Origin of the sequence: Nocardioides solisilvae, assembly GCF_003194625.1 — a bacterium.
Taxonomy (GTDB): Bacteria; Actinomycetota; Actinomycetes; order Propionibacteriales; family Nocardioidaceae; genus Nocardioides; species Nocardioides solisilvae.
In genome coordinates this window covers 282,989-306,802 of the sequence record NZ_QHKX01000002.1, presented here as the reverse complement: position 1 = coordinate 306,802, position 23,814 = coordinate 282,989, and the positions used below count along the sequence as shown (strand labels likewise).

Below are 23,814 nucleotides of genomic sequence, written 5' to 3'. Positions count from 1 at the left end.
GTCATCCTCCCGTCCGCAGCCACTGCCCGGCCAGGACGGCGACCAGCTCGCGGGCGCGGCGCGCCTCCACCAGGCCCGCGGCGGCGGCGCGCTGGCTGACGGCCGACTGGGTGATCCCGAGCCGGCGTCCGGTCGCCTCGTAGGAAAGGCCCTCGTCGACGAGGTCGGCCACCTCCCACCCCTTGGCGGTGCGCCGGCCCAGCACCGCGGCCCACAACCAGCACACCGACTCCAGGTGGCGCGCGGTGGGGGTCTCGCCGGCGACGCGCAGCTGCCACGGCGCGGTCCGGGTGGAGGAGACCGCCTCCCGGGCAGCGACGAAGGCAGACCCGCGGGCCTCGCGCGCCTCGGTGGGAAGGGGGGTCTCGACGAGACCCAGCCCGAGGCCCACGTGCCAGTGGCCCTCGCGCAGCAGGAGCTCCAGGACGGGGGGCAGGGCCGCCGCGTCGTCCAGGACGCCCTGGAACTCGTCGCCGGCGGTGCGCTGGAAGCCGAGGAGCGCCGGCACCGTGGCCAGCCGTTCGAGGACGGGGCCGACCGCGTCGGGGCGACGTCGGCTGTCGCGCTGGTCGACGGTCAGGACGACGCAGCGCTGTCCATCAGGTCCAGGACTCATGCCCTCGATCATCAGGTTGTGACCTCATGATGTCAAGCATGAGGTGTGGGCCTACTTGCGCCCGATGATGCCGATGACCGGCGGGGCCTTCTGCTCCACGATCGAGACGCGGAAGCCCGCGCTCACCAGGGCGGCCGAGGTCTTCTCGACGATGTTGGGGACGAGCTCGGGGCGCACCGTCTCGTAGAAGAGGTAGACCGAGCCGCCGGGGACGAGCCGCTCGTGCAGCAGGGCCACCTCGTCCTCGCAGGGTCGCACCCAGAAGAGGTTGACGTTGAACGCGAACACCTTGGTGAGCCGCTTGACCGGGACCCGCAGCGTGGCCAGGTCGATCTGCCGGACGGTGAGCCGGCCCGCCTCGACGTGCTTGGCGTTGCGGCGCTTCGTCCGGTCGACCCCCGACTCGGAGCGGTCGATCGCGAAGAGCTTGCCGGTCTCCAGGCGGGCGCAGATGAGCTCCGCCCCGGCTCCCGGCCCGCAGCCGATCTCCAGCACCTGGTCGTGGGGCTGGACGTCCATCAGGTCCACCGCCCACCGGATCCGGGGCGGAATCGTCTGCACTGCCATGGTGGACAGCCTGCCATTGCCGGCCTCGGGAGTCAGCCACCGCCTCCCCCGCGTCGTGGGCCCGCCAGGGCCGACGGCGACGTGGGCGCTAGATTGCCGGGCGTGACGGATGAGCGAGAAGGACGTCGGGCACGGTTGCGCGTGGGGGTCCTCGGGGCCCGGGGCAAGGTGGGCCGCGAGGTGTGTCGGGCGGTGAGCGAGGCCGCGGACACCGTCCTCGTCGCCGAGGTCGACGCCGGGGACGACATCGAGGCGCTGGTCACCGCCGGTGCGGAGGCCGTCGTCGACTTCACCCACCCCGACGTGGTCATGGACAACCTCGAGTTCTGCGTGCGCCACGGCATCCACGCCGTCGTCGGCACCACGGGATTCGACGAGGAGCGGCTCGAGCGGCTCCGTGCCTGGCTGGCCGACAGTCCCGGCACCGGGGTCCTGGTCGCCCCGAACTTCTCCGTCGGCGCGGTCCTGATGATGCGGTTCGCCGCGCTGGCCGCCCCGTTCTTCGACTCCGTCGAGATCGTCGAGCTGCACCACCCGGACAAGGCCGACGCGCCGTCCGGGACCGCCCGGCGCACCGCCGAGCTCGTCGCCGCCGCGCGCGAGGCCGCCGGCTCCGCGCCGATGCCCGACGCCACGAGCACCGCCCTCGACGGGGCCAGGGGCGCGTCGGTGTCGGGGATCCCGGTGCACGCGCTCCGCATCCGGGGCATGGTCGCCCACCAGGAGGTCGTGCTGGGGGAGCTGGGCGAGACGCTGACCATCCGCCACGACTCGATGGACCGGGCCGGCTTCACCCCGGGCGTCCTGGCCGGACTGCGTGCGGTCGGCGACCACCCCGGGCTGACGGTGGGCCTCGAGCACGTCCTCGACCTGCCGGCCTGAGCCCCGCTGCCCGCGCCCCACTGCCCGAGCCGCCGCCCGAGCGTGCGCGGCTGGGCCCCGGTCCTCAGAGGGCGCGGACCAGCGCGGCCGCCAGGGCCGCCGCGAAGACGACCACGAGGAACGGCGCCCGGAGCAGCAGCGCGACCACCGCGACCGCGAGGCCGACGAGCCGGGCGTCCACGACGAGCGCGGAGCCGCTGGCCAGCACCTGCACCGTCAGCAGCGCCGCGAGGAGCGCCACCGGGATCAGGTCGGCCGTGCGGGAGACGACGGGGTGGGCCAGCACGGCCGGGGGCACCGACAGACCGGCGAGCTTGAGCAGGTAGCAGCCGCCGCAGGCGACGAGCACGGCGGCCCACATCAGGCGGTCCTCCCCGGACGCCGGGCGGCGGAGAGCGCTCCGACGAGGAGGGCGACCCCCGCGGCGCCGAGGACGGGCACCCCGGCCGCGGTGAGCGGGACCAGCCCGAGGGCGACGGCGGCGGCGAGGACGGCGACCAACCGGTGCCCCCGCGAGTCCAGGCGTGGCCAGAGCAGCGCCAGGAAGGCGCCGCCGACCGCGGCGTCCAGGCCGTAGGCACGGGGGTCGCCCAGGGCGTTGCCGGCCAGGGCACCGACCAGCGTGGCGAGGTTCCAGAGCGCGAAGATCCCCAGCCCGGTCGCCCAGAAGCCGGTGCGGGCGGCTGCCCGGCTCTCGCGGGTGGCGGCCATGGCGGTCGACTCGTCGATCACGAGGTGCGCGGCGAGCAGGCGCCGTGGCCCCCGGTGCTGCAGGAGCGGGGCCAGGCGCAGGCCGTAGAGCGTGTTCCGCGTGCCCAGGAGGGCTGCCGAGGCGGCGCCCGACCACGCGCTCCCGCCGCCGGCCACGACGCCCACCAGGGCGAACTGGGACGCCCCGGTGAACATCAGCAGCGACAGGGCGCAGGACTGCAGCACGCTGAGCCCCGACGCGACGGAGATCGCGCCGAACGAGACGCCGTACAGGCCCGTGGCGACGGCGACGCCCGCCGAGTCCCGCAGGATGCGGGACCGGTCCGCGGGTGGCAGCGGGGCGTCGAGGGGGCCGGTGTCGGGCACCGGGGGAGGGTAGCCCGCCGGTCAGCGGCGGCGGGGGCGCGGGTGTGCGCGGGCGTCGCGGACGTCGTGGGGCTCGTGCACGAGCAGCCAGGCGCTGAGCGTCCCGAGGAGGACGCCGAGCGAGGCCCCGCCGCTGACGAGGACCGGGACGGAGTCGAGCACGCCGGCCCAGACGCCCAGCCCGACGAAGACGGCCAGCGCCGTCGCGACGACCACGAGCTGGTGGAGGCGGGGGAGTGGTCCTAGCACCGGAACCTCCTGGGGGCGGGTCCGGCGTCGTCACCGGACTTCCTCCATCCTGCCCCTCGGGGCAAGGATGTCAACAGTGGAGCGTCCCCGGGTCAGGCGATCGCGGTGTGCAGGCGGACCTGCTTGACCGCCGGCCCGCCGTCGGTCTCCGTGGCCAGCTCGCGGTGGGCGCCGTCCGGGCCCCAGCCGGCCGCGACGAGGAAACCGCGGAGGGCGTCGTCGGTGCTGGCCACCCACGTCACCGCACGGGTGAAGCGGTCGGCGACCAGGGTGTCGACGCAGGCCTGCAGCAGGCGGGACCCGTGGCCCTTGGCCCGCTCGTCGGGGTCGACGGTGATCTCGGCGACCTCGCCGTCCGCCACCGGGTCGCAGTCGGGGTCCGCCGCGGGAGAGGTCAGGGCGAAGCCGACCACACGGTTGCGCTCGAGGGCCACCAGCACCCGGTTGCGGGCGTCCCGGGGCCGCCCCAGCGCCTCGCGCCAGACGGGGAGGAGCTCGTCGGGCTCCTGCGGGAGCGCCTCGGCCGGGACGACACCCGCGTAGAGGTCGGCCCAGGCGCGGACCTGGAGCGCGGCGATGGCGGGCGCGTCGTCGGCCCAGGCGACGCGCACCGAGACGTCGGCGGTGGGGGAGCTCATGCGGTCCATCCTGCCGTGCCCGGGCCGCGTCCGGCACGGCGGACGGGGTCCCGACGGTGGCGTTACACCTGTGCGGCGGGTCTACACAGAGGTGTCATACGCGTGCTAGCGTCGCCACATGGGTGCGGAGGAGGCGTCCGAGGACGCCCGCGAGCTGGAGCGGCTGCTCGCCGAGGACGGCAGGGTCGAGCCGACGGACCGCGTGCCGGCGGCGTACCGCCGGGCGCTGGTGCGCCAGATGGCCCAGCACGCCCACTCCGAGATCATCGGCATGCAGCCGGAGGGCGCCTGGATCGAGAGCGCCCCGAGCCTGCGGCGCAAGGCCATCCTCATGGCCAAGGTGCAGGACGAGGCGGGCCACGGCCTCTACCTCTACGCCGCCACCGAGACGCTCGGCGTCGAGCGCGAGGAGCTGCTGGCCAAGCTGCACGCGGGCGAGCAGAAGTACTCCTCCATCTTCAACTACCCGACGCTGACCTGGGCCGACGTCGGGGCCATCGGCTGGCTGGTCGACGGTGCCGCGATCGTCAACCAGGTGCCCCTGTGCCGCTGCTCCTACGGTCCCTACGCGCGGGCGATGGTGCGGATCTGCAAGGAGGAGTCGTTCCACCAGCGCCAGGGGTTCGAGATCCTCCACACGCTCGCCCGGGGGACGCCCGCACAGCGGGCGATGGCGCAGGACGCGGTCGACAGGTTCTGGTGGCCCAGCCTCATGATGTTCGGCCCGCCGGATGCCGACTCCACCCACAGCGCGCGCTCCATGGCGTGGGGCATCAAGCGGTTCTCCAACGACGAGCTGCGCCAGCGCTTCATCGACATGACGGTCCCGCAGGCCGAGGTGCTCGGCCTCACCCTGCCCGACCCCGAGCTGCGGTGGAACTCCGAGCGCGGTCACTACGACCACGGGCCCGTGGACTTCGCCGAGCTCGCGCGCGTCGTCGCCGGGGACGGCCCGTGCAACGCCGAGCGCCTGGCCCACAAGGTCCGGGCGCACGAGGAGGGTGCCTGGGTCCGCGAGGCGGCAGCGGCGTACGCCGCCCGGCACGGTCACCAGGGGGCGGCGTGACGGCGTGGGAGGACCCGCTCTGGGAGGTCTTCGTCCGGGCGCGGCGCGGCCTCTCCCACGTGCACGTCGGCTCCGTGCACGCCCCGGACGCCGAGCTCGCCCTGCGACACGCCCGCGACGTCTTCACCCGTCGGCAGGAGGGGGTCTCCCTCTGGGTGGTGCCCGCGTCGGCGGTCACCGCCAGCCGCCCCGAGGACCGGGACGCCTTCTTCGGGCCCGCGGCCGACAAGACCTACCGGCTGCCCACCTTCTACGACGTGCCCGAGGGGGTCGAGCACCTGTGACGACGACGCTGGTCCCGGGATCGGCCCGGGCGCTCCTGGCCCTGGGGGACGACGCCCTCCTCGCCAGCCAGCGGCTCGGCTGGTGGATCAGCCGGGCGCCCGTCCTGGAGGAGGACGTGGCCCTGGCCAACATCGGCCTCGACCTGCTCGGGCAGGCGCGCGGCCTGCTCGCGCGGGCCGGGGAGCTCGAGGGCCGCGGTCGCGACGAGGACGCCCTCGCGTTCTGGCGCGACGCCCCCGACTTCCGCCACGTCTGCCTCGTCGAGCGGGACCAGCGGGACTTCGGGACCACGATGGTGCGGCTCCTCCTCCTCGCCACCTGGCAGCGCGAGCTCTACGCGCGCCTCGCCGCCAGCTCCGAGCCCGGGCTCGCCGCCGTCGCCGGCAAGGCGGTCAAGGAGGTCGCCTACCACGTGGACCACGCCCGGGCCTGGGTGCTCCGGCTGGGCGACGGCACCGAGGAGTCCCACCTCCGGGTGCAGCGGGCCCTGGACGCCGAGTGGCCCTGGGTGTCGGAGCTCTTCGACGGCTCCTGGCTCGATCCCGAGGTGGTCGCCGCGGGAGTGCTGCCGTGGCCGGACGAGCTGCGTCCCACCGTGCTGGGCGAGGTCGCCGCGGTGCTGGCCCGTGCCACCCTGCGGCTCCCCGACGGGCTCGCGGACGGGCTCGCGCCCGAGCCCGGTGGGAGGCTCCGGGGTCGGCACGGGGAGCACACCGACGAGCTGCCCGGGCTGCTGGCCCGGATGCAGCAGGTCGCCCGGGCCCACCCGGGGGCGACGTGGTGACCCGCGCCGTCCCGTCCACGCGGGCCTGGGAGGTGGCGGCCTCCGTGCCGGACCCGGAGCTGCCCGTGGTCACCATCGAGGACCTCGGCATCCTGCGCGACGTCATCGAGGACGACCAGTGCCGGGTGCACGTGCAGATCACCCCGACGTACTCCGGCTGTCCCGCGACCGAGACGATCCGCGAGGACCTCGTGACCCGGCTGTCGGAGGCCGGCTACCGGCAGGTCTGCGTCGAGCTGGTCCTCGCCCCGGCGTGGACCACCGACTGGATCACCCCCCGCGGCCTGGAACGGCTCGCCGCCCACGGGATCGCGCCGCCGGGGCGGGTCGCGGGTGTCGTCGACCTGGTCCTCGGCGTCAGGTGCCCGCGGTGCGGCAGCACCCGGACCCGCGAGGTCAGCCGCTTCGGCTCGACCGCCTGCAAGGCGCTGCGCGTGTGCCGGGAGTGCCGCGAGCCCTTCGACCACCTCAAGCCGCTGTGAGGGGCGAGCTGCTCGAGGTCGCCGGCGTGCGGCCGCTCACCGACGACGCCCTCGAGATCTCCTTCGCCCTCCCGCCGCGGCTGCACGAGGCGTGGCGCTACCGCGCCGGCCAGCACCTCACGCTGGTGGGGGCCGACGGGGCGCGGCGCTCCTTCTCCCTCTGCAGCCCGCCCTCGGCGCGGGAGTGGCGGATCGGGGTGCGCCGGCTCCCCGGCGGCGCCTTCAGCGACGACGTCGCCCCGCGCCTGGCCCCGGGCGACGTCCTGGAGGTGCTCCCGCCGTCGGGCCGGTTCTCGGTGGAGGCCGACCCGACCCGACGCGCTTCCTACGTGGCGGTCGCGGGCGGATCCGGGATCACCCCGCTGCTGGCGATCGTCGGGACGCTCCTGGAGGAGGAGCCCGGCTCGTGCGTCACCCTCGTCCGCGCCGACCGCAGCAGCGGCTCGGTCATGTTCCTCGACGAGGTCCTGGACCTCAAGGACCGCTTCCCCACCCGCCTCCAGCTCGTGCACGTGCTCTCGAGGGAGCAGCAGGAGTCACCCCTGCTCACGGGACGGCTCGACGCCCCGCGGTTCGAGGCCCTGCTGGCGGCCCTCGTGGACCGCGAGCGGGTGGACGAGTGGTTCCTGTGCGGGCCCCAGGGGATGGTCGAGTCCCTGCGGGCGCACCTGGTGGCGGGCGGGGCCACCCGCGTGCACACCGAGCTCTTCCACGCCGAGCCGGTCGCGCCGGCCCCGCCGGCCGGACCCGACGCCGCGCGGCGGACGGAGGACGCGGGCGAGGGGGCCAGGGTCACGGTGCGTCTGGACGGACGCACCACCGACCTCGTCGTCGCCCGGGGCGGGCCTCCGGTGCTGGAGGCGGTGGCTGGGGTCCGCCAGGACGTGCCGTGGGCGTGCCGTGGCGGCGTCTGCGGCACGTGCCGGGCCCGGGTGGTCGAGGGCGAGGCGGTCATGGACCTGAACTACGCCCTCGAGCCCGACGAGGTCGCCCGCGGCTACGTCCTGACCTGCCAGGCGCACCCGGTCGGCCCGCGGCTCGTCCTGGACTACGACGCCTGAGCCGGCGACGCCGCGGGTCGTACCGTCGCAGCGCCGAGCACCGCGAGACCGAGGCCGAGCGCGACCCCGGGCCACCAGCCCGGGCGGGTGCCGTCGCCGAGCAGGGCGAGGCCGACCAGCGCGGGCACGAAGGTCTGCGCCGTGATCATCGGCGCGGTGGCCGTCGTGACGAGCCCGCCCGCCAGGCCGCGGGAGTAGAGCCAGAAGGCGACGAGGCCGAGCAGCGGGACGAGCAGGGCCGCGACCGCGGCCGCCGGCTCGAGCGGCCACGCGACCCCGCGCACCGCGAGCGCGGACCCGGCGTACCCCAGGCCCGCCGTCCAGCCCAGGAGGGCCGCCCGGGACGCGGGCGCCGCCCCGGCGAGCAGCACGAGGGCCGCCAGCAGGAGCGCGAGCGACCCGGGCAGCCACCAGTCGGCGCGGACGTCGCCGGGCGGGCCGGCCGCGCGAGCCAGGAGGAGGAGCCCGAGGGAGACCGCCAGCACGCCGCGCCACGCGTGCGAGGGCAGGCGACCGTCGACCCTGCCGGCCGCCACGGCCGTGACCGGCAGCGACAGCGCGACCGTCGCCTGGGCGAGGTAGATGGGCAGCCACCAGATCGCCACGGCGTGCAGGACGAAGCCCGCCAGGTAGGCCGCCACCACGAGCAGGAGGAGGGGGTCGCGCAGGCCGTGGCGCACGAAGTCGAGGAGCCGGTCGGTGGACGGCAGGCGTCGCGCGGCCCGCGCCTGGGCCACGGCCGCCAGCCCGAAGAGCACGGCCGAGGCGACCCCGGCGGCGAGCCCCCAGCCGGTCTGCGCCTCCATGCCCGTCAGCGCCGCACGCCCCTCAGCGCCCACACCGTCAGCGCCCCACACCTCAGCGCCCCGCACCTCAGCGGTAGTGCTCGGGCAGCTTCTCGCCGATCCGGACCTGCGCCTTGGGCAGCCGCAGGAACTTCATCTGCATGGCCCGCATCACCGCGTAGTACGTCGTGCCCTTGGTGGGCGCGTCGGGGAACCGGCGGCGGAGCTCGCGGCGGAGACGGAAGCGCATGAGCACGCCGTCCAGCACGATCATCACCAGGCCGCCGAAGAGGACGAGGTTGCCCAGGTAGGCCAGCTGCTCGTTGCCGGTCCAGCCCATGACGAGCGTGACCAGCATGATCGGGATGAGCAGCTCCACCACGGAGAGGCGCGAGTCCACGAAGTCCCGGATGAACCGCTTCACGGGCCCGCGGTCGCGCGCCGGCAGGTGGCGCTCGTCCCCGGTCTTGAGGGCCTCGCGCACCTTCGCGTTGGCGTCCACCCGGGCGGCGCGCTTGGCGGCGGCCAGCTCCTTGCGGGTCCGCGGCACCTTCGCCCGGGCGCGGGCGGCCGCCTCGGCCTCCTTGCGGGAGGGCGTGGGGCGACCCTTGCCCTGGGGGCGCCGCGGGTCGGCGGTCTCGGGCGCGCCACCCGCGGAGGGAGTGGTCGGCGCGTCGGTGGACGGGGCGGCCGGAGCGGCGGGGCCGGCCGCGGCGGGCCGGTCGGACTTCGTGCGTCGGAGCAACGGGGGACCTTCGTGAGAGGTGCGGCGGGAACCGCTCCAGCCTACCGCCCGGGGGCCCCTCGTCCCGTCTTGCGCTTGGCCCTAGGGTGAGAACCACCGCACCAGCGACCAGCACGAGGGAGGGGCCCGCCCCCATGAGTCTCATGAAGCGCATCAGCCTGATCTTCCGGTCCAAGGCCAACAAGGCCCTGGACCGTGCCGAGGACCCCCGGGAGACGCTGGACTACAGCTACCAGCGCCAGCTCGAGCTCCTCTCGAAGGTACGTCGCGGCGTCGCGGACGTCGCGACCAGCCGCAAGCGGGTCGAGCTGCAGGTCAACCAGCTCACCCAGCAGGCCGACAAGCTCACCGGCCAGGCCCAGAAGGCGATCGACATGGGCCGCGAGGACCTCGCGCGCGAGGCGCTGACCCGCAAGTCCGGCCTCGCCACCCAGATCCAGGACCTCCAGGCCCAGCACGCCCAGCTCCAGGCGGAGGAGGAGAAGCTCACCCTCGCCCAGCAGCGGCTGCAGGCCAAGGTCGAGTCCTTCCGGACCCGCAAGGAGACCATCAAGGCGACCTACACCGCGGCCCAGGCGCAGACCCGCATCAACGAGGCGATGTCGGGCATCGGCGAGGAGATGGGCGACGTGGGGCTCGCCATCCAGCGCGCCGAGGACAAGACCGCCCAGATGCAGGCGCGGGCCGGCGCCATCGACGAGCTGCTCGCCTCCGGCGCCCTCGACGACGTCTCCCAGCCCGGTGGCGGCGACGACATCGCCCGCGAGCTGGACGCGATGAGCTCCACCTCCGACGTGGAGGCCGAGCTGGCCCGCCTGAAGTCCGGTCGGGCCCCCGAGGCCCTCGAGCCCGGGACGGGTGCCGCCGCCGGCGACGTGCTGGGGGAGGAGACCTCCCGGTCGACCACGGAGGGTGAGGCGCGATGATCGTCCGGATCCTGGGCGAGGGCCAGTTCGACGTCCCCGAGGACGCGGTCGACCGGCTCAACGAGCTCGACGCGGCCGTGGAGCAGGCGGTCGAGGCTGGCGACGAGGCGTCGTTCCGCTCCGCCCTGGAAGCGCTCCTGGACGGTGTCCGCACCGCCGGCACCCAGCACGAGCTGGACAGCCTGGACGAGTCCGACCTGATCCTCCCGATGGCCGACGCGGCGCTCGACGAGGTGCGCGCGATGCTCAACGACGACGGCCTCATCCCGGGCTGACATGTCGCAGACCCGTTTCATCAAGGACACCGGGCTCACCGCCCGGATGACCCTGGTGATGTTCCTCCTCGGGGCGCTGCTGGTCGGCCTCGTCGTCACGCTGATGTACCTCTTCAGCGACTTCGCGCTGCTCATCGGTTTCGCCGGGATCGGCGTCGCCTTCTACCAGTGGTGGAGCTCCGACAAGGTCGCCATGCGGGCGATGCGCGCCCGGGAGGTCACTCCCGAGGAGGCCCCCGAGCTGCACGGCATGATCGACCGGCTCTGCGCGATGGCCGACATGCCGAAGCCGCGGGTGGGGGTCGCCGACCTCGCGATCCCCAACGCCTTCGCCACCGGGCGCTCGCCCGACCGGGCGGTGGTCTGCGTGACCACGGGCATCCTGGGCAAGCTGACCGCCGAGGAGCTGGAGGGCGTGCTGGCCCACGAGCTCTCCCACGTGGCGCACCGCGACGTGCTGGTGATGACGCTCGCGTCGTCGGCGGGCATCGTCGCCGGCATGCTGACGCGCAGCGCCCAGTTCGGCGGGCTGACCCGGGGTCGGGGCAACAACAACCAGGGCACCGCGGCCGCCTTCGCGATCGCCCTGGTCGTGAGCCTGGTGGTCTACGCCGTCAGCTTCTTCCTCACCCGGCTCTTGTCCCGCTACCGGGAGCTCTCCGCCGACCGCGCCGGTGCCTACCTGACCAGCAAGCCGGCCGCCCTGGCCTCGGCCCTGCAGAAGATCACCGGCGAGATGTCGATGATCCCTGAGCAGGACCTCCGCGGGACGAAGGCGATGAACGCCTTCTTCATCGCCCCCGCCGTCAGCGGCGCCTCCCTGCGGACGATCACGGCCACGCACCCCTCCCTGGAGCAGCGGCTCGAGCAGCTCGCGCGGATCCAGGGCGAGCTCTCCCGGCCGACGGGCTGACCGGCGTGGGCTTCTGGGACTCCCTCATGGGGCGGGCGCGCCCCAAGGCGCCCGACCTGGACGCGCTCTTCCTCGTGCCGAGCGCGGCGGTCACCCTGCAGACGGCCGCCGGGCTCCTGCCGACCGGCACCGGTTCGGTCTGCTACCGGGCTGCGGCGGGCGCGGCCTTCGCGCAGACGCAGGACGACGTGGTGGCGCTGCTCGGCAGCGATCCCGGGGCGCCCCCGGTCACCACCACCCAGGATCCCTACGGCTACACCTGGCTCGTGACGGAGGGGGACCCCGGCGACGTCTCGGGGCTCTGCACCGACCTCCACGCCGTCAACACCAGCCTGGCCGGCCAGGGCTTCGGGCACTCCCTGCTCTGCACCCTGGTGCCCTTCCGCGGACCCGACGGGCGGACCGTCGGGCTCGTCTACCTCTACAAGCAGGGCACCTTCTACCCCTTCGCGCAGGTGCCGGGGGAGAAGCGGCGCGACAACCTGCTCGAGCTCCAGGTCCGCGACCTCCTCGCCGGCGAGCTCCCCATGGAGAAAGACCTCCAGAGGTGGCTCGCGGTGTGGGATGCTCCGGGACTGTGAGCCCCGACACCCCTGACGACCGCGCCGATAGCCCCGCGAGCCCCGCGAGCCCCGCGGGGACGCCTCCCGAGGTGACCGCCGACCTGCAGCGGCTGGCGGCCGCGCTCGCGGACGCCGACGACCTGGCCGCCCTGCGCCGTCTCGAGGCCGCGCTCGTCGCGGCCGACGCCCGCGCCTTCGACGCCCACGAGGCGGCCGCCCGCGCGGAGGCCGAGGTGGCCCGGGTGGTGGGCCAGGTCGCGCACGACCTCAACAACCCCCTCGCCGCGGTCTCCATGTCGCTGGAGATCGCCCGCGACCAGGTCGACGACTCGCAGCAGCTCCTGGTCTCCCTGCTGGAGCGCGCCAGCGGCAGCGCGGCGCGGATGAAGCGGATGACCGCCGACCTGCTGGACCACGCCCACGAGCCGAGCGCGGGCACCACCGACCTGCAGGCCGAGCTGGAGGCGGTGCTGGCGGCCCTCGAGGGCCTGCTGCCGAGCGAGGTCGTGGTCCAGGGCACCCTGCCCACCGTGCCCGGCGCCCCCGGCGACTGGCGCGTCGTCCTCACGGGCCTGCTGGAGAACGCCGTGAAGTTCGCGACCGACGGCGCGGCCCCGCGCGTGGTGGTGGCGGCCGAGTCCCACGACGACAGGTCCCGCGTGACCGTGACCGACGACGGCCGGGGCATCCCCGCGGAGGACCGCGAGCGCGTCCTGGAGCCCATGGTCCGCCTGGACAAGCGCGTCCCCGGGCTCGGGCTGGGCCTGGCCACCGTCCGACGCGTCGTCACCGCCCACGGGGGCGAGGTCGGGGTCGAGGAGGGTCCCGGCGGCGGCACCACGGTGTGGCTCTCCCTGCCGGTGACGTCGGCGTCCTGACTGCCGCCCGCCGGGGGTCCGCGCGCGGTGCGCGTGCGGGGGGTGCGCATAGGATGCGCCCATGACGATCGACCTGCCGCTGCTGCCCCTCGGCAAGGGCCGGGACCTGGACGCGGAGCGCGGAGTGGAGTGCCCCGGCGACCTCCCGGTCGCCTCCGACCCGACCCTCGTCGCCCGCGCTCGCGCGGCGAAGGAGGCCCTCGGCGACCGGGTCTTCGTCCTGGGCCACCACTACCAGCGCGACGAGGTGATCCAGTTCGCCGACGTGACCGGCGACAGCTTCAAGCTCGCGCGCGAGGCGGCGGCCCGCCCGGACGCGGAGTTCATCGTCTTCTGCGGCGTCCACTTCATGGCCGAGTCCGCCGACATCCTCACCTCCGACGACCAGCAGGTCGTCCTGCCCGACCTCGCGGCGGGCTGCTCGATGGCCGACATGGCCCGTCTGGCCCAGGTCGAGGACTGCTGGGAGGCCCTCGAGGCAGCGGGGATCGCCGACCAGGTCGTCCCCGTGACCTACATGAACTCCTCGGCCGACATCAAGGCGTTCTGCGGCAGGCACGGCGGGGCGGTCTGCACCTCGTCCAACGCCGACGTGGCGCTCGAGTGGGCGTTCGGCGAGAAGGGCGGGGTCGACTCCGACGCCAAGGTCCTCTTCCTCCCCGACCAGCACCTGGGGCGCAACACGGCCGTCCTGCAGCTCGGCATGGACCTGGACGACTGCGTCGTCTGGAACCCCCTCCTCCCCGGCGGCGGCCTGACGCCCGAGGAGCTGCGCGACGCGCGGATGATCCTGTGGCGCGGCCACTGCTCGGTGCACGGCCGGTTCAGCGAGGACGTCGTCGACGAGCTGCGCGCGACCCATCCCGACCTCAAGGTCCTGGTCCACCCCGAGTGCCGCCACGAGGTGGTGCTCAAGGCCGACCTGGTCGGCTCCACCGAGTTCATCATCAAGACGATCGAGGCCGCGCCCTCCGGCACCACCTGGGCGATCGGCACCGAGCTCAACCTCGTCAAGCGGCTCGCGGACGCCCACCCCGACAAGAACATCGTCTTCCTCGACCGCAACGTCTGCTACTGCTCGACGATGAACCGGATCGACCTGCCGCACCTGGTGTGGGCGCTGGAGTCGCTCGTCGGCGGCACGGTGGTCAACCGGATCGAGGTGGACGCCGAGACGCAGGCCTGGGCGCAGGTGGCGCTGGAGCGGATGCTCGCCCTGCCGGGACGTTCCCAGCGGGACTGACCCGGGCGCTCAGAGCAGGGAGCTCAGGGCAGGGCGCTCAGAGCAGGGCGCCGTGGTGCAGGTACGGCGTCGGGGGCTTGAGCCCCTTGAGCCCGAGGTAGCCGTCCAGCCGGACGTGCAGCCCGGCCTCCATGGCCGTCTCCACCGCCCACTGGTTGGCGCCGGTCACGTGGGCGACGCGCGTGGTGCGGCCCTCGGGCACCGCCGCCAGCGCGTCCCAGAGCAGCCGCGTGGCGGTGCGCCGGTTGTCGGCGGCCAGGAGCTGGACGCCGTCCAGGTTGCTGTAGGCGTAGCCGCGCCCGGTCCGGTGGTCGATGACGCGCAGGCGGTGCACCGAGCGGAGGAAGGCGTGGTCGTGGCCGCGGCCGGCCCCGCGGGCCGTGCGGTCGAGCGAGTCCATCCACTCCTGGTCGCCGGAGGTCCCGGCGCGCAGGTGGCGCAGCTCCGGGACGGCGCTGCGGTCGACCGTGCCCTCCAGCCGCATCTGGGGGTGCAGGTCGAAGCCCGCCAGGCGGTACCGCCTGGCCGCCCGGGGGTCCGACGACGCGCTGAGCATGCCCCGCACGCAGCCCCGGGAGTAGGTGAGCGCGGCGTCGAGCAGTGCCTTGCCGATCCCCAGCCCCTGCCAGCGGGGGAGGACGGCGTACGTCGAGAGGAACCAGGTCGTCTCGCGCCGGAAGGAGGTCGCGAAGCCGGCCACGTCGTCGCCGAGCTCGGCGACCCAGCAGCCGTCGGCGTCGCTCTCCAGCAGCCGCGCGGTCCGCGCGATCCACACCTGGGCGGCCTGGACGGAGCGCCCCACCGGGGCGGCGCTGCCCGGCACGGCGAGGCGCTGCTCCAGGTCGAGGAACGCGTGCGAGGAGAGGCGCTCGACGACCCGCAGGTCGTCGCGGTGCAGGGGTCGGATCCGGAGGTCGGGACGCTCGGGTTCCGGCACGACTGTCATGACCCGGGCATCGTACGCCGACGCCGTGGGGCGACACGGCAGTATGGGCACATGCGTGTGCTCGTCGCCCCGGACAAGTTCGCCGGCACCCTGACCGCCGTCCAGGCCGCCGCGGCGATCGCGAGGGGGTGGTCGCGGCACGCGCCCGACGACGTCCTCGACCTGGCCCCGATGGCCGACGGGGGGCCGGGCTTCGTCGACGTCCTGCACGCCTCGCTCGGGGGGGAGCTGCTCGCCCTGTCGGTCCACGGGCCCGCCGGGGGCCGGGTCCCGGCCTCGCTGCTCCTCGTGGACGGCGTCGCCTACGTCGAGTCGGCTCAGGCGTGCGGGCTGCACCTCGCCGACGGGACCGACCCCCTGGACCGGACCACCCGTGGCGTGGGCGAGCTCCTGCTGCACGCCCGGGACGCCGGGGCGCGCACGGTCGTGGTCGGCCTGGGCGGCTCGGCGACCAGCGACGGGGGCGCCGGCCTGCTGGCCGCGCTCGGGGCGACCGCCGACGTGCCGCTGGACGCGGGACCGCGGGCCCTCGCCGGGGTCGGCCGGGTGGACCTGTCGGCGGCGCGGGCCGCGGTGGCGGGCCTCGAGCTGGTCGCGGCCACGGACGTCGACAACCCGCTGACCGGCCTCTTCGGCGCCGCCCGGACCTACGGCCCCCAGAAGGGGATCGCCGAGGAGGAGCTGGTCGCGGTCGACGTCGCCCTGGAGCAGCTCGCGGCGGCGTGCGACCGTCGTACCTCCCTGGAGCCGGGGGCGGGCGCCGCCGGCGGCCTGGGCTTCGCCCTGCTCCTGCTGGGCGCGCGGCGCGAGCCGGGCATCGGCCTCGTGGCTGCCGCGGTGGACCTGGCCGCGCGGGCCCGCCGGGCCGACCTGGTGCTGACGGGGGAGGGGGCCTTCGACTTCTCCAGCCGGGCGGGCAAGGTGCCCTACGGGGTGGCGGAGGTCGCCGGCGAGCAGCTGCGTCCCTGCGTCGCCCTGGCGGGCAGGGTGCTCGTCGGCTCCCGCGAGATGCGGGCGCTGGGCATCGAGTCGGCCTACTCGGTGGCGGAGGCGTACGGCGAGGAGCGGGCGCTGGGCCGACCGGCCGACGCGCTGGCCGACCTCGCCCAGCGGGTGGCCCGGAGCTGGTCGACGGGGTGAACCGGGAGCCCGGGACCCCGCGAGGAATAACCACGACTGTGAGACCCTTGACCCGATGAAGACGTCGACGACGTCGGACCACCACGAGCTGACCCACGGGAGATCGAGATGACCGAGCAGGTCGAGACCACCGAAGAGCGCCGCACCGACCAGATCAACCTGAGCCCGGTCGCGGCCGCGAAGGTCAAGAGCCTCCTGGAGCAGGAGGGCCGGGACGACCTCGCGCTGCGGATCTCCGTGCAGCCGGGCGGTTGCTCGGGCCTGCGCTACCAGCTCTTCTTCGACGAGCGCACGCTCGACGGCGACGTGACCACCGACTTCGACGGCGTCACCGTCGTCGTCGACCGGATGAGCGTGCCCTACCTCAACGGCGCCATGATCGACTTCGTGGACTCGATCGAGAAGCAGGGCTTCACGATCGACAACCCCAACGCGACCGGATCCTGCGCCTGCGGCGACTCGTTCCACTGAGCCGACGCGGCTCGCCCCGGCGAGTCGTCCGGACACGAAGAAGCCCCCGCCTGCCGGCGGGGGCTTCTCGTCGTCCGGGCTGGCGGACGGTGGGCCTCAGTCCAAGTGCAGGTGCAGGGCATTGGCGAGCCGGGCCGCTGCCGCGCTGACCCGGATCTCGCTCTTGCGCACCTCTCGGGGGTAGTCCTCGAAGTGGATGCTCGGCGCCTGCTGGACTGCAGCCCTGGCCACCCGCTCCAGGCGGAGGGAGGACACGACCGCACGAGCATCGGCGCGCATCTCGCTGGGCGTCGACAGCTCGTCATGGGTCAAGTGTGAACCTGGGGTGGGGATGGCCATGGCCACGACGCTAGACGTTACCGATTGGTACTCCCAGCGGAACTCGCTAGTAGTGTGCGGAGACATGTCGTTGCTGATCGCAGGCTCCGTGGCCACCGACCACCTCATGTCCTTCGCGGGCAGGTTCTCCGACTCGCTGGTGGTCGACCAGCTGGACAAGATCTCGGTCTCGTTCCTCGTCGACGACCTCGAGGTCCGGCGCGGGGGCGTGGCGGCCAACATCTGCTTCGGCCTGGGCAACCTGGGCCTGCGCCCGGTCCTGGTCGGGGCGGTGGGGGAGGACTTCGCCGACTACCGGGCCTGGCTGGAGCGGCACCAGGTCGACTGCGACTCCGTGCACGTCTCCGAGACCCGGCACACGGCGCGGTTCGTGTGCACCAACGACACCTCGATGGCGCAGATCGCCTCCTTCTACCCCGGCGCGATGAGCGAGTCGCGGGAGATGGAGCTCAAGCCGATCGTCGACCGGGTGGGCGAGCCCGACTACGTGCTGATCGGTCCCGACGACCCCGAGGGGATGCTCCGCCACACCGACGAGTGCCGCCAGCGCGGGTACCGGTTCGTGGCCGACCCGTCGCAGCAGCTGGCGTTCGGCGACGGCGACCTGATCCGCCAGCTCGTCGAGGGCGCCGACATGCTCTTCTCCAACGAGTACGAGGCCTCGCTCATCACCCAGAAGACCGGCTGGAGCGCCGAGGAGGTCCTCGACCGCGTCGGCACCTGGGTGATCACCCTCGGCGCCCAGGGCGTGCGGGTGGAGGCCAAGGGGCGCGAGACGATCCGGGTCGCCGCCGTCCCCGACGTGGTCCCGGTCGAGCCGACGGGGGTGGGCGACGCGTTCCGCGCCGGCTTCCTCGCGGCCCTGGCGTGGGGGCTCGACCACGAGCGGGCGGCCCAGCTCGGCTGCCTGCTTGCGGTCCACGTGGTGGAGAAGGTCGGCACCCAGGAGTACACCCTGTCGCGGGCCGCCTTCCTCGAGCGGTGCACCCGCGCCTACGGCCCCGAGGCGACCGCCGACATCGAGCCGCACCTGCGCACGCTGCACCCCTGACGCGCCGCCCGTCGGGCGGCCGCGCGCCCGTCGGCGACCGGCGCGCGCGTCACGCGAGGCGTCGTACGACGTGCCGCGGGACGCCGTCGTCCGCGGCGTCCTCGCCGACGTACTCGTGCCCCCGCATCCGGCACCACGCCGGGACGTCCACGCGCGCGGCCGCGTCCCGGGTGACCACGGCGACCGTGCCACCCACCGCGACGTCGCCGACGTGCCGGGCGAGCTCGATCACCGGCATCGGGCAGAGCATCTCCCGGCAGTCCAGCTCCAGGTCGGCGGGGCTCACAGTCCCACCCGCCCACGCAGGGTCGCGACCACCTCGGGCAGCACCCGGAGGAGCTCCTCGACCTGCCCGGGGTCGGTGTCCCGGGCCAGGGACAGGCGCACGTTGCCGTGGGTGAGGACCCCCATCGCGGCCAGCACGTGGGAGGGACGCAGCGTCGAGGCCGTGCAGGCCGACCCGCTCGCGACCCCGAAGCCGCGCCGGTCGAGCTCGGTCACGAGCGCCTCCCCGTCGACGTAGAGGCAGGAGAAGGTGACGAGGTGGGGGAGCCGGTCGACGGGGTCGCCGACCACCTCCACGTCGGGGACCGTGGCGGCCACGGCGCGCACCCGGTCGACGAGCGCCGCCTGCGCTGGGCCCAGGGTGTCCCGCTCGGCCACCACGGCCTGCAGCGCGGCGGCGGCGGCCAGGGCGGCGGGCACGTTCTCGAAGCCCGTCCCGCGCTCGTCGACGCGGTCGTCGGCGGGGAAGGGGTTGCGCCAGCGCGCCCCCTTGCGCACGAGCAGCAGGCCGACGCCCGCGGGACCGCCCCACTTGTGCGCGGAGGCGGCCGCGGCGGCCCAGCCGCGGGGCAGGGGGAGCCGGCCGGTGCTGGCGCACGCGTCGACGAAGAGCGGGACGTCCCCGAGCAGGTCGGCGAGCCCGGCGACGTCGTGGACCGTGCCGACCTCGTGGTTGGCGTGCTGGACGGCGGCGACGGTGACCCGGCCGGTCGGCCCGCCCGCCGGGCGCAGCACCTCGTCGACCACCCCCGACAGCGCCTCGCCGGTGACCCGGCCGGTGCGCGTCACCGGGACCTCTCGGACCGGGTCGCCGGTCCACCGGGCCGCGTGCAGCACGGCGGAGTGCTCCACCGCGGAGTGGACGAGCGTGGGGGTCCCGCCCCCGCTGGTGCCCCGCCCGCGGTGCAGGCCCAGCAGCCCGCGGTGCACCGCCTCGGTGCCCGAGGCGGTGAAGGTGACCTCGTCGGGACGCACGTCGAGGCTCTCGGCCACGGCCTCGCGCGCGTTGTCGAGCAGCAGCCGGGCGCGTCGGCCCTCGTGGTGCAGGCGACGCGGGTCGGCCCAGCCGTGGTCCAGGGCGGCCAGGAGCGTCTCCCGGGCCGCGGGGTGCAGCGGCTCGGAGGAGGCGGCGTCCAGGTGCGCGCGGGTGGTGCTCACACCCGCGAACCTAGTCCGTGGGGCGCGTGGGGCAGGACGGGGGAGGACGAGGGGCGACCCGCTCCGCTCACGGCGCCGTAGTTCCGATAGTGTTCTGCCCATACGTGACTGCCCAAGAGAGAGGCTCGTTCGTGGGTCTGCAACTCCCCTCGCGCGCAGTCGCACCCGTCAAGAGGGTCGCGACCGCCACCGTGCTGGGTCTCACCCTGTTGCTGCTGGGTGCGTGCTCCGCTGAGGACAAAGATCAGATTTCCCGTCTCGCGATGCCGTCGCCGGTGACCGAGCAGGGCCCGGCGACCTTCGAGCTCTGGAAGTGGGCCTGGGTCGCCGCCATGGTGGTCGGCGTCCTGACCTGGGGCCTCATCTTCTACTCGTCGTGGCGGTTCCGCCGGCGCAGCGAGGACGAGGTCCCCGTCCAGGTGCGGTACAACCTGCCGCTCGAGATCTTCTACACGGTCGCGCCGATCATGATGGTCGTCGTCTTCTTCTACTGGACCGTCAACGTCCAGAACGAGATGACCGAGATGGTCGACGACCCCGACGTGACCGTCGACGTCGTCGGGCAGCAGTGGTCCTGGACCTTCAACTACACCGAGCAGGGTGAGGGCGGGAGCACGCCGTACACGGTGGGCACGACCCAGATCCAGCCCGACCTGGTGCTCCCCGTCGACCAGCGCGTGCAGTTCAACCTGCACTCGCCCGACGTCATCCACTCCTTCGGCGTGCCGGCCTTCCTCACCAAGCTCGACGTGGTGCCCGGCCGGGTCAACAAGTTCCAGGCCACGCCCAACGAGATCGGCACCTACGTCGGCAAGTGCTTCGAGCTCTGCGGTGCCTACCACTCGCGGATGCTCTTCAACGTGCAGGTGGTCAGCCAGGCCGACTACGAGCAGTACCTCGCCGACCTCGAGGAGCAGGGAAGCGTCGCCGACGCGCCCCTCCTCGGCGGCTCCGACGCCCTGACCCAGGCCGGGCTCGACGACCCGTCCGAGGACGAGGTCGAGGAGGCCGGGCAGGCCGAGGACGACGACGAAGAAGGAGGCCAGGAGTGACCGCGCTCGCTGAATCCCCGCAGGTCACGGGCACGCGGCCGAAGCGGACCCTCGGCCAGCAGGCCGTCCGTCTGCTGACCACCACCGACCACAAGCTGATCGGGAAGATGTACCTGGTGACCTCGTTCATCTGGTTCATCCTCGGCGGCCTCATGGCCATGGTGATCCGCTCCGAGCTGGCCTTCCCGGGCAACCAGGTGGTCAACGACGAGCTGTACAACCAGCTCTTCACCATGCACGGCACGATCATGCTGCTGCTCTTCGCCACCCCGCTCTTCTTCGGCTTCGCCAACGTGATCATGCCGATCCAGATCGGCGCCCCCGACGTCGCGTTTCCGCGGCTCAACATGTTCAGCTACTGGCTGTTCCTCTTCGGTGGCCTGATCGCCGCATCGGGCTTCCTCACGCCGGCCGGCGCGGCCGACTTCGGCTGGTTCGCCTACACCCCGCTCTCCGACGCCGTGCGCTCGCCCGGCGTGGGCGGTGACCTCTGGATCATGGGTCTCTACATGGCCGGTCTGGGCACCATCCTCGGCGCGGTCAACTTCATCACCACGATCATCTGCATGCGTGCGCCCGGCATGACCATGTTCCGGATGCCGATCTTCACGTGGAACGCCCTGATCACGAGCATGCTCGTGCTGATGGCCTTCCCGATCCTCGGTGGCGCGCTGCTCTCCCTCGAGGCCGACCGCCTGCTCGGCGCCCACGTCTTCGACCCGGCGCACGGCGGGCCGATCCTGTGGCAGCACCTCTTCTGGTTCTTCGGCCACCCCGAGGTCTACATCATCGCGCTGCCCTTCTTCGGCATCGTGTCGGAGATCCTGCCGGTCTTCAGCCGGAAGCCGATCTTCGGCTACGTCGGCCTGGTCGGCGCGACCATGGCGATCGCGGTCCTCTCCATTGCGGTGTGGGCCCACCACATGTTCGTCACCGGTGCCGTCGACCTGCCGTTCTTCTCCGGCATGACGTTCCTCATCGCGGTGCCGACCGGTGTGAAGTTCTTCAACTGGATCGGGACGATGTGGGGAGGCTCGATCTCCTTCGACACCCCCATGCTCTGGTCGATCGGCTTCCTCACGACCTTCCTCTTCGGCGGTCTGACCGGCGTCATCCTCGCCAGCCCCCCGCTGGACTTCCACGTCTCCGACTCGTACTTCGTGGTGGCGCACTTCCACTACGTCGTCTTCGGCACCGTGGTCTTCGCGATGTTCGCCGGCTTCTACTTCTGGTGGCCCAAGTTCACCGGCCGGATGCTCGACGAGCGCCTGGGCAAGCTGCACTTCTGGCTGCTCTTCCTGGGCTTCCACTCCACGTTCCTGGTGCAGCACTGGCTCGGCGTCGAGGGCATGCCCCGTCGCTACGTCGACTACCTGCCCGAGGACGGCTTCACCACGCTCAACCAGATCTCCACGGTGGGCGCGTTCCTGCTGGCTGCCTCGACGTTGCCGTTCCTCTGGAACGTGTACCAGAGCCGCAACGCGCCGCTCGTCGGCACCGACGACCCGTGGGGCTGGGGCCGCTCGCTGGAGTGGGCCACCTCCTCCCCGCCGCCGCGCCACAACTTCCACCAGCTGCCCCGGATCCGTTCCGAGTCCCCCGCCTTCGACCTCCACCACCCGGAGATCGCCGCGCTGGAGCTCGAGCAGAACGAGGCCGAGCGGGAGGGTCGCTTCGCCGACGCTCCCGACGTGGAGGGCCGCGAGGAGCTCCTGCGCGAGCGCGGTGCCACGACGACCCACGACCAGGACAAGGACGGTGACGCCCGATGAAGGCCGAGGCATGGATCTTCGTGATCACGGGGGTCTTCTTCACCCTGGTCTCGCCCGCCTACTGGGTCATCACCAACGACTGGACCGGCACCTCGGCCCTCGTGATGACGACCTTCCTGGCCTGGATGATCGCCCTCTACCTGGGCTTCCACGCCTCGCGGATGGATCCCCGTCCCGAGGACCGCAAGGACGGCGACATCGTGGAGGGTGCCGGCGAGCTCGGCTTCTTCCCGCCGTACTCGTGGTGGCCGCTGTGGTGCGCCCTGTGCCTGTCGCTGATCGTCTACGCGATCGCCCTGGGCGCCTGGTGGCTCGTCATCATCGGGTTCGGTCTCGGCGCCATTGCGCTCTGCGGGTGGGTGTTCGAGTACTACCGCGGGGAGCACGCGCACTGACGCGACGTCCCTGACACGCACGAAGGCCCCGGACCTGCGGTCCGGGGCCTTCGTGCTGCCCGGGGGGAGCGGTCAGCCGGCATCGGCGGCCAGGAGCCGCCGTACCCGGGGAGCGACCTCCGTCCCGAAGAGCCGGATGCACTCCATGAGCTGCGCGTGCGGCATCGGCCCGTTGGAGTACTTGAGGTCGAAGCGCGACAGGCCCAGGGCCCCGACGGCGTCCGCGACCTTGCGGGCCACCGTGTCGGGCGACCCCACGAAGAGGGCACCGTGGTCGGCCTCGGCCTCGAACTGGTCACGGGTGACCTCGCCCCAGCCGCGCTCCCGGCCGATCCGGTCCCGGTTGGCCTTGAAGTGGGGGAAGAGGGCATCGCGCGCCTCCTCGTCGGTCTCGGCGACGTATCCCGGGCAGTGGGCGCCCACCGGCTGCTGGGGACGTCCGAGCTCGTCGAGGGCCCGACGGTAGAGCTCGGCGAAGGGGGCGAAGCGCTGGGGGGCTCCGCCGATGATCGCCAGCATCAGGGGGAAGCCGTACCGGGCCGCGCGCACGACCGACTCGGGGGAGCCACCGACCCCCACCCAGGCCGGGAGCTGGCCCGCCGCCGTCTTGGGGTGGACGTGGGTGGGCGGCAGGGGGCGCCGGGTGCGCCCCTCGAACGAGACGGCCTCCTCCGAGCGGAGGCTGGCGAAGAGGCGCAGCTTCTCCTCGAAGAGGATCTCGTAGTCCGACAGCTCCAGCCCGAAGAGCGGGAAGGACTCCGTGAACGACCCACGTCCGAGCGTGACCTCGGCGCGCCCGGAGCTCAGCGCGTCCAGGGTCGCGAAACGCTCGTAGACCCGGATCGGGTCGTCGGAGCTGAGGACCGTCACAGCGGTGCCCAGCGTGATCTGCTCCGTCCTGGAGGCGATGGCCGCCAGCACCACGTCGGGCGCGCTGATGGCGTAGTCGTCCCGGTGGTGCTCGCCGACGTTGAAGACGTCGAGTCCCACCTGGTCGGCGAGGACGGCCTGCTCCACGACGTCGCGCAGCACCTGGTGGTGGGGGAGGGGGTGGCCGGAGGCGTCGACGGTCACGTCGCCGAAGGTGTCGAGGCCGAGCTGGAGCTCCATGGGGGTCCCTTCCTGGACGTGGGGGTGCGAAGGCATCAAAGCACGAACGCCCGGCCCCCT

The 23,814-nt window shown here is 73.5% G+C and carries 31 protein-coding genes; 18 read left to right on the top strand and 13 right to left on the bottom strand.

Going from position 1 to position 23,814, the window contains the following annotated elements:
• Position 1 precedes the first annotated feature (1 nt).
• Both DNK53_RS07470 and DNK53_RS07465 read right to left on the bottom strand, forming a co-directional pair.
• Complete coding sequence (locus DNK53_RS07470) at positions 2-616, bottom strand: ArgP/LysG family DNA-binding transcriptional regulator (protein WP_110182374.1); 615 nt, start codon at positions 614-616, stop codon at positions 2-4.
• Between the two features lie 51 nt (positions 617-667).
• On the bottom strand, positions 668-1,183 hold the full coding sequence (locus DNK53_RS07465; protein WP_110181686.1) for a class I SAM-dependent methyltransferase: 516 nt from the start codon (positions 1,181-1,183) through the stop codon (positions 668-670).
• A gap of 135 nt (positions 1,184-1,318) precedes the next feature.
• Here DNK53_RS07465 and dapB point away from each other — a divergent pair, with 135 nt between their 5' ends.
• Complete coding sequence (gene dapB, locus DNK53_RS07460; RefSeq protein WP_110181685.1) at positions 1,319-2,065, top strand: 4-hydroxy-tetrahydrodipicolinate reductase; 747 nt, start codon at positions 1,319-1,321, stop codon at positions 2,063-2,065.
• Between the two features lie 64 nt (positions 2,066-2,129).
• Here dapB and DNK53_RS07455 read toward each other — a convergent pair whose 3' ends face one another.
• The 4 genes from DNK53_RS07455 to DNK53_RS07440 all read right to left on the bottom strand — a co-directional run bounded on the left by DNK53_RS07455 (position 2,130) and on the right by DNK53_RS07440 (position 4,029).
• Entirely contained in the window at positions 2,130-2,426 is a 297-nt protein-coding gene (locus DNK53_RS07455) for an AzlD domain-containing protein (protein ID WP_110181684.1), read from the bottom strand.
• Positions 2,426-3,142, bottom strand: a complete 717-nt coding sequence (locus DNK53_RS07450; protein ID WP_110181683.1) for an AzlC family ABC transporter permease — start codon at positions 3,140-3,142, stop codon at positions 2,426-2,428. Before DNK53_RS07450 ends, DNK53_RS07455 begins: the two co-directional genes overlap by 1 nt.
• A gap of 21 nt (positions 3,143-3,163) precedes the next feature.
• Positions 3,164-3,391, bottom strand: coding sequence for a hypothetical protein (locus tag DNK53_RS07445; protein ID WP_162599827.1), 228 nt, complete (start codon positions 3,389-3,391; stop codon positions 3,164-3,166).
• A gap of 92 nt (positions 3,392-3,483) precedes the next feature.
• Entirely contained in the window at positions 3,484-4,029 is a 546-nt protein-coding gene (locus DNK53_RS07440; RefSeq protein WP_110181681.1) for a GNAT family N-acetyltransferase, read from the bottom strand.
• A 118-nt stretch (positions 4,030-4,147) separates the two neighbouring features.
• On the opposite strand from DNK53_RS07440, the gene paaA reads away from it, so the two are divergent.
• The 5 genes from paaA to DNK53_RS07415 are packed head-to-tail and all read left to right on the top strand — an operon-like array spanning position 4,148 to position 7,707.
• Positions 4,148-5,095 carry a 1,2-phenylacetyl-CoA epoxidase subunit PaaA gene (gene paaA, locus DNK53_RS07435; protein WP_110181680.1) on the top strand — a complete coding sequence of 316 codons (948 nt, stop codon included), beginning with the start codon at positions 4,148-4,150 and terminating at the stop codon, positions 5,093-5,095.
• Positions 5,092-5,379 carry a 1,2-phenylacetyl-CoA epoxidase subunit PaaB gene (paaB, locus tag DNK53_RS07430; protein ID WP_110181679.1) on the top strand — a complete coding sequence of 96 codons (288 nt, stop codon included), beginning with the start codon at positions 5,092-5,094 and terminating at the stop codon, positions 5,377-5,379. Before paaA ends, paaB begins: the two co-directional genes overlap by 4 nt.
• Positions 5,376-6,164 carry a 1,2-phenylacetyl-CoA epoxidase subunit PaaC gene (gene paaC, locus DNK53_RS07425; RefSeq protein WP_239456412.1) on the top strand — a complete coding sequence of 263 codons (789 nt, stop codon included), beginning with the start codon at positions 5,376-5,378 and terminating at the stop codon, positions 6,162-6,164. The genes paaB and paaC overlap by 4 nt, the downstream gene beginning before the upstream one ends.
• Positions 6,161-6,646 (top strand): 1,2-phenylacetyl-CoA epoxidase subunit PaaD, encoded by a 486-nt coding sequence (paaD, locus tag DNK53_RS07420; protein WP_239456411.1) that lies wholly within the window; start codon positions 6,161-6,163, stop codon positions 6,644-6,646. The genes paaC and paaD overlap by 4 nt, the downstream gene beginning before the upstream one ends.
• On the top strand, positions 6,643-7,707 hold the full coding sequence (locus DNK53_RS07415) for a 2Fe-2S iron-sulfur cluster-binding protein (protein ID WP_204163807.1): 1,065 nt from the start codon (positions 6,643-6,645) through the stop codon (positions 7,705-7,707). The genes paaD and DNK53_RS07415 overlap by 4 nt, the downstream gene beginning before the upstream one ends.
• Here DNK53_RS07415 and DNK53_RS07410 read toward each other — a convergent pair.
• Together DNK53_RS07410 and DNK53_RS07405 are read right to left on the bottom strand one after the other, a co-directional pair.
• Positions 7,695-8,513: a hypothetical protein gene (locus DNK53_RS07410; protein ID WP_110181676.1), complete on the bottom strand. Its 819-nt coding sequence runs from the start codon at positions 8,511-8,513 to the stop codon at positions 7,695-7,697. The two genes, DNK53_RS07415 and DNK53_RS07410, sit on opposite strands and share 13 nt — an antisense overlap.
• Before the next feature lie 67 nt (positions 8,514-8,580).
• Positions 8,581-9,237 carry a DUF3043 domain-containing protein gene (locus DNK53_RS07405; RefSeq protein ID WP_110181675.1) on the bottom strand — a complete coding sequence of 219 codons (657 nt, stop codon included), beginning with the start codon at positions 9,235-9,237 and terminating at the stop codon, positions 8,581-8,583.
• 134 nt (positions 9,238-9,371) lie between these two features.
• Here DNK53_RS07405 and DNK53_RS07400 point away from each other — a divergent pair, with 134 nt between their 5' ends.
• The 6 genes from DNK53_RS07400 to nadA all read left to right on the top strand — a co-directional run bounded on the left by DNK53_RS07400 (position 9,372) and on the right by nadA (position 14,035).
• Positions 9,372-10,163 (top strand): PspA/IM30 family protein, encoded by a 792-nt coding sequence (locus DNK53_RS07400; protein ID WP_110181674.1) that lies wholly within the window; start codon positions 9,372-9,374, stop codon positions 10,161-10,163.
• Positions 10,160-10,438, top strand: coding sequence for a PspA-associated protein PspAA (pspAA, locus tag DNK53_RS07395; protein ID WP_110181673.1), 279 nt, complete (start codon positions 10,160-10,162; stop codon positions 10,436-10,438). Before DNK53_RS07400 ends, pspAA begins: the two co-directional genes overlap by 4 nt.
• A gap of 1 nt (position 10,439) precedes the next feature.
• Entirely contained in the window at positions 10,440-11,351 is a 912-nt protein-coding gene (htpX, locus tag DNK53_RS07390; RefSeq protein WP_110181672.1) for a zinc metalloprotease HtpX, read from the top strand.
• Between the two features lie 5 nt (positions 11,352-11,356).
• The gene (pspAB, locus tag DNK53_RS07385; protein ID WP_110181671.1) at positions 11,357-11,932 is read left to right on the top strand and encodes a PspA-associated protein PspAB; all 576 of its coding nucleotides are present in this window, start codon (positions 11,357-11,359) and stop codon (positions 11,930-11,932) included.
• Positions 11,933-12,003: 71 nt separating this feature from the next.
• Positions 12,004-12,792 carry a sensor histidine kinase gene (locus DNK53_RS07380; protein WP_162599826.1) on the top strand — a complete coding sequence of 263 codons (789 nt, stop codon included), beginning with the start codon at positions 12,004-12,006 and terminating at the stop codon, positions 12,790-12,792.
• Positions 12,793-12,853: 61 nt separating this feature from the next.
• Complete coding sequence (nadA, locus tag DNK53_RS07375; RefSeq protein ID WP_110181669.1) at positions 12,854-14,035, top strand: quinolinate synthase NadA; 1,182 nt, start codon at positions 12,854-12,856, stop codon at positions 14,033-14,035.
• A 37-nt stretch (positions 14,036-14,072) separates the two neighbouring features.
• Here the strand turns inward: nadA and DNK53_RS07370 are convergent, their stop codons facing one another.
• Complete coding sequence (locus DNK53_RS07370; protein WP_110181668.1) at positions 14,073-14,981, bottom strand: GNAT family N-acetyltransferase; 909 nt, start codon at positions 14,979-14,981, stop codon at positions 14,073-14,075.
• 51 nt (positions 14,982-15,032) lie between these two features.
• Between DNK53_RS07370 and DNK53_RS07365 the strand changes: the two genes are divergently transcribed.
• Both DNK53_RS07365 and erpA read left to right on the top strand, forming a co-directional pair.
• The gene (locus DNK53_RS07365; protein ID WP_110181667.1) at positions 15,033-16,121 is read left to right on the top strand and encodes a glycerate kinase family protein; all 1,089 of its coding nucleotides are present in this window, start codon (positions 15,033-15,035) and stop codon (positions 16,119-16,121) included.
• Positions 16,122-16,229: 108 nt separating this feature from the next.
• The gene (erpA, locus tag DNK53_RS07360) at positions 16,230-16,592 is read left to right on the top strand and encodes an iron-sulfur cluster insertion protein ErpA (protein ID WP_110181666.1); all 363 of its coding nucleotides are present in this window, start codon (positions 16,230-16,232) and stop codon (positions 16,590-16,592) included.
• A 96-nt stretch (positions 16,593-16,688) separates the two neighbouring features.
• On the opposite strand, the gene DNK53_RS07355 is transcribed toward erpA, so the two are convergent.
• On the bottom strand, positions 16,689-16,931 hold the full coding sequence (locus tag DNK53_RS07355) for a hypothetical protein (protein ID WP_110182372.1): 243 nt from the start codon (positions 16,929-16,931) through the stop codon (positions 16,689-16,691).
• A gap of 64 nt (positions 16,932-16,995) precedes the next feature.
• Between DNK53_RS07355 and DNK53_RS07350 the strand changes: the two genes are divergently transcribed.
• Entirely contained in the window at positions 16,996-17,982 is a 987-nt protein-coding gene (locus DNK53_RS07350; RefSeq protein WP_110181665.1) for a carbohydrate kinase family protein, read from the top strand.
• A gap of 49 nt (positions 17,983-18,031) precedes the next feature.
• On the opposite strand, the gene DNK53_RS07345 is transcribed toward DNK53_RS07350, so the two are convergent.
• The gene (locus DNK53_RS07345) at positions 18,032-18,268 is read right to left on the bottom strand and encodes a sulfurtransferase TusA family protein (RefSeq protein WP_110181664.1); all 237 of its coding nucleotides are present in this window, start codon (positions 18,266-18,268) and stop codon (positions 18,032-18,034) included.
• Entirely contained in the window at positions 18,265-19,425 is a 1,161-nt protein-coding gene (locus tag DNK53_RS07340; RefSeq protein WP_110181663.1) for a cysteine desulfurase family protein, read from the bottom strand. Before DNK53_RS07340 ends, DNK53_RS07345 begins: the two co-directional genes overlap by 4 nt.
• Positions 19,426-19,514: 89 nt before the next feature.
• Between DNK53_RS07340 and ctaC the strand changes: the two genes are divergently transcribed.
• The 3 genes from ctaC to DNK53_RS07325 are packed head-to-tail and all read left to right on the top strand — an operon-like array spanning position 19,515 to position 22,644.
• The gene (ctaC, locus tag DNK53_RS07335) at positions 19,515-20,477 is read left to right on the top strand and encodes an aa3-type cytochrome oxidase subunit II (RefSeq protein WP_476739100.1); all 963 of its coding nucleotides are present in this window, start codon (positions 19,515-19,517) and stop codon (positions 20,475-20,477) included.
• Positions 20,474-22,249: an aa3-type cytochrome oxidase subunit I gene (ctaD, locus tag DNK53_RS07330; protein WP_110181661.1), complete on the top strand. Its 1,776-nt coding sequence runs from the start codon at positions 20,474-20,476 to the stop codon at positions 22,247-22,249. Before ctaC ends, ctaD begins: the two co-directional genes overlap by 4 nt.
• Positions 22,246-22,644, top strand: coding sequence for a cytochrome c oxidase subunit 4 (locus DNK53_RS07325; protein WP_110181660.1), 399 nt, complete (start codon positions 22,246-22,248; stop codon positions 22,642-22,644). Before ctaD ends, DNK53_RS07325 begins: the two co-directional genes overlap by 4 nt.
• Positions 22,645-22,716: 72 nt before the next feature.
• Here the strand turns inward: DNK53_RS07325 and DNK53_RS07320 are convergent, their stop codons facing one another.
• Positions 22,717-23,754 carry an LLM class flavin-dependent oxidoreductase gene (locus tag DNK53_RS07320; RefSeq protein ID WP_110181659.1) on the bottom strand — a complete coding sequence of 346 codons (1,038 nt, stop codon included), beginning with the start codon at positions 23,752-23,754 and terminating at the stop codon, positions 22,717-22,719.
• Positions 23,755-23,814: the final 60 nt, after the last annotated feature.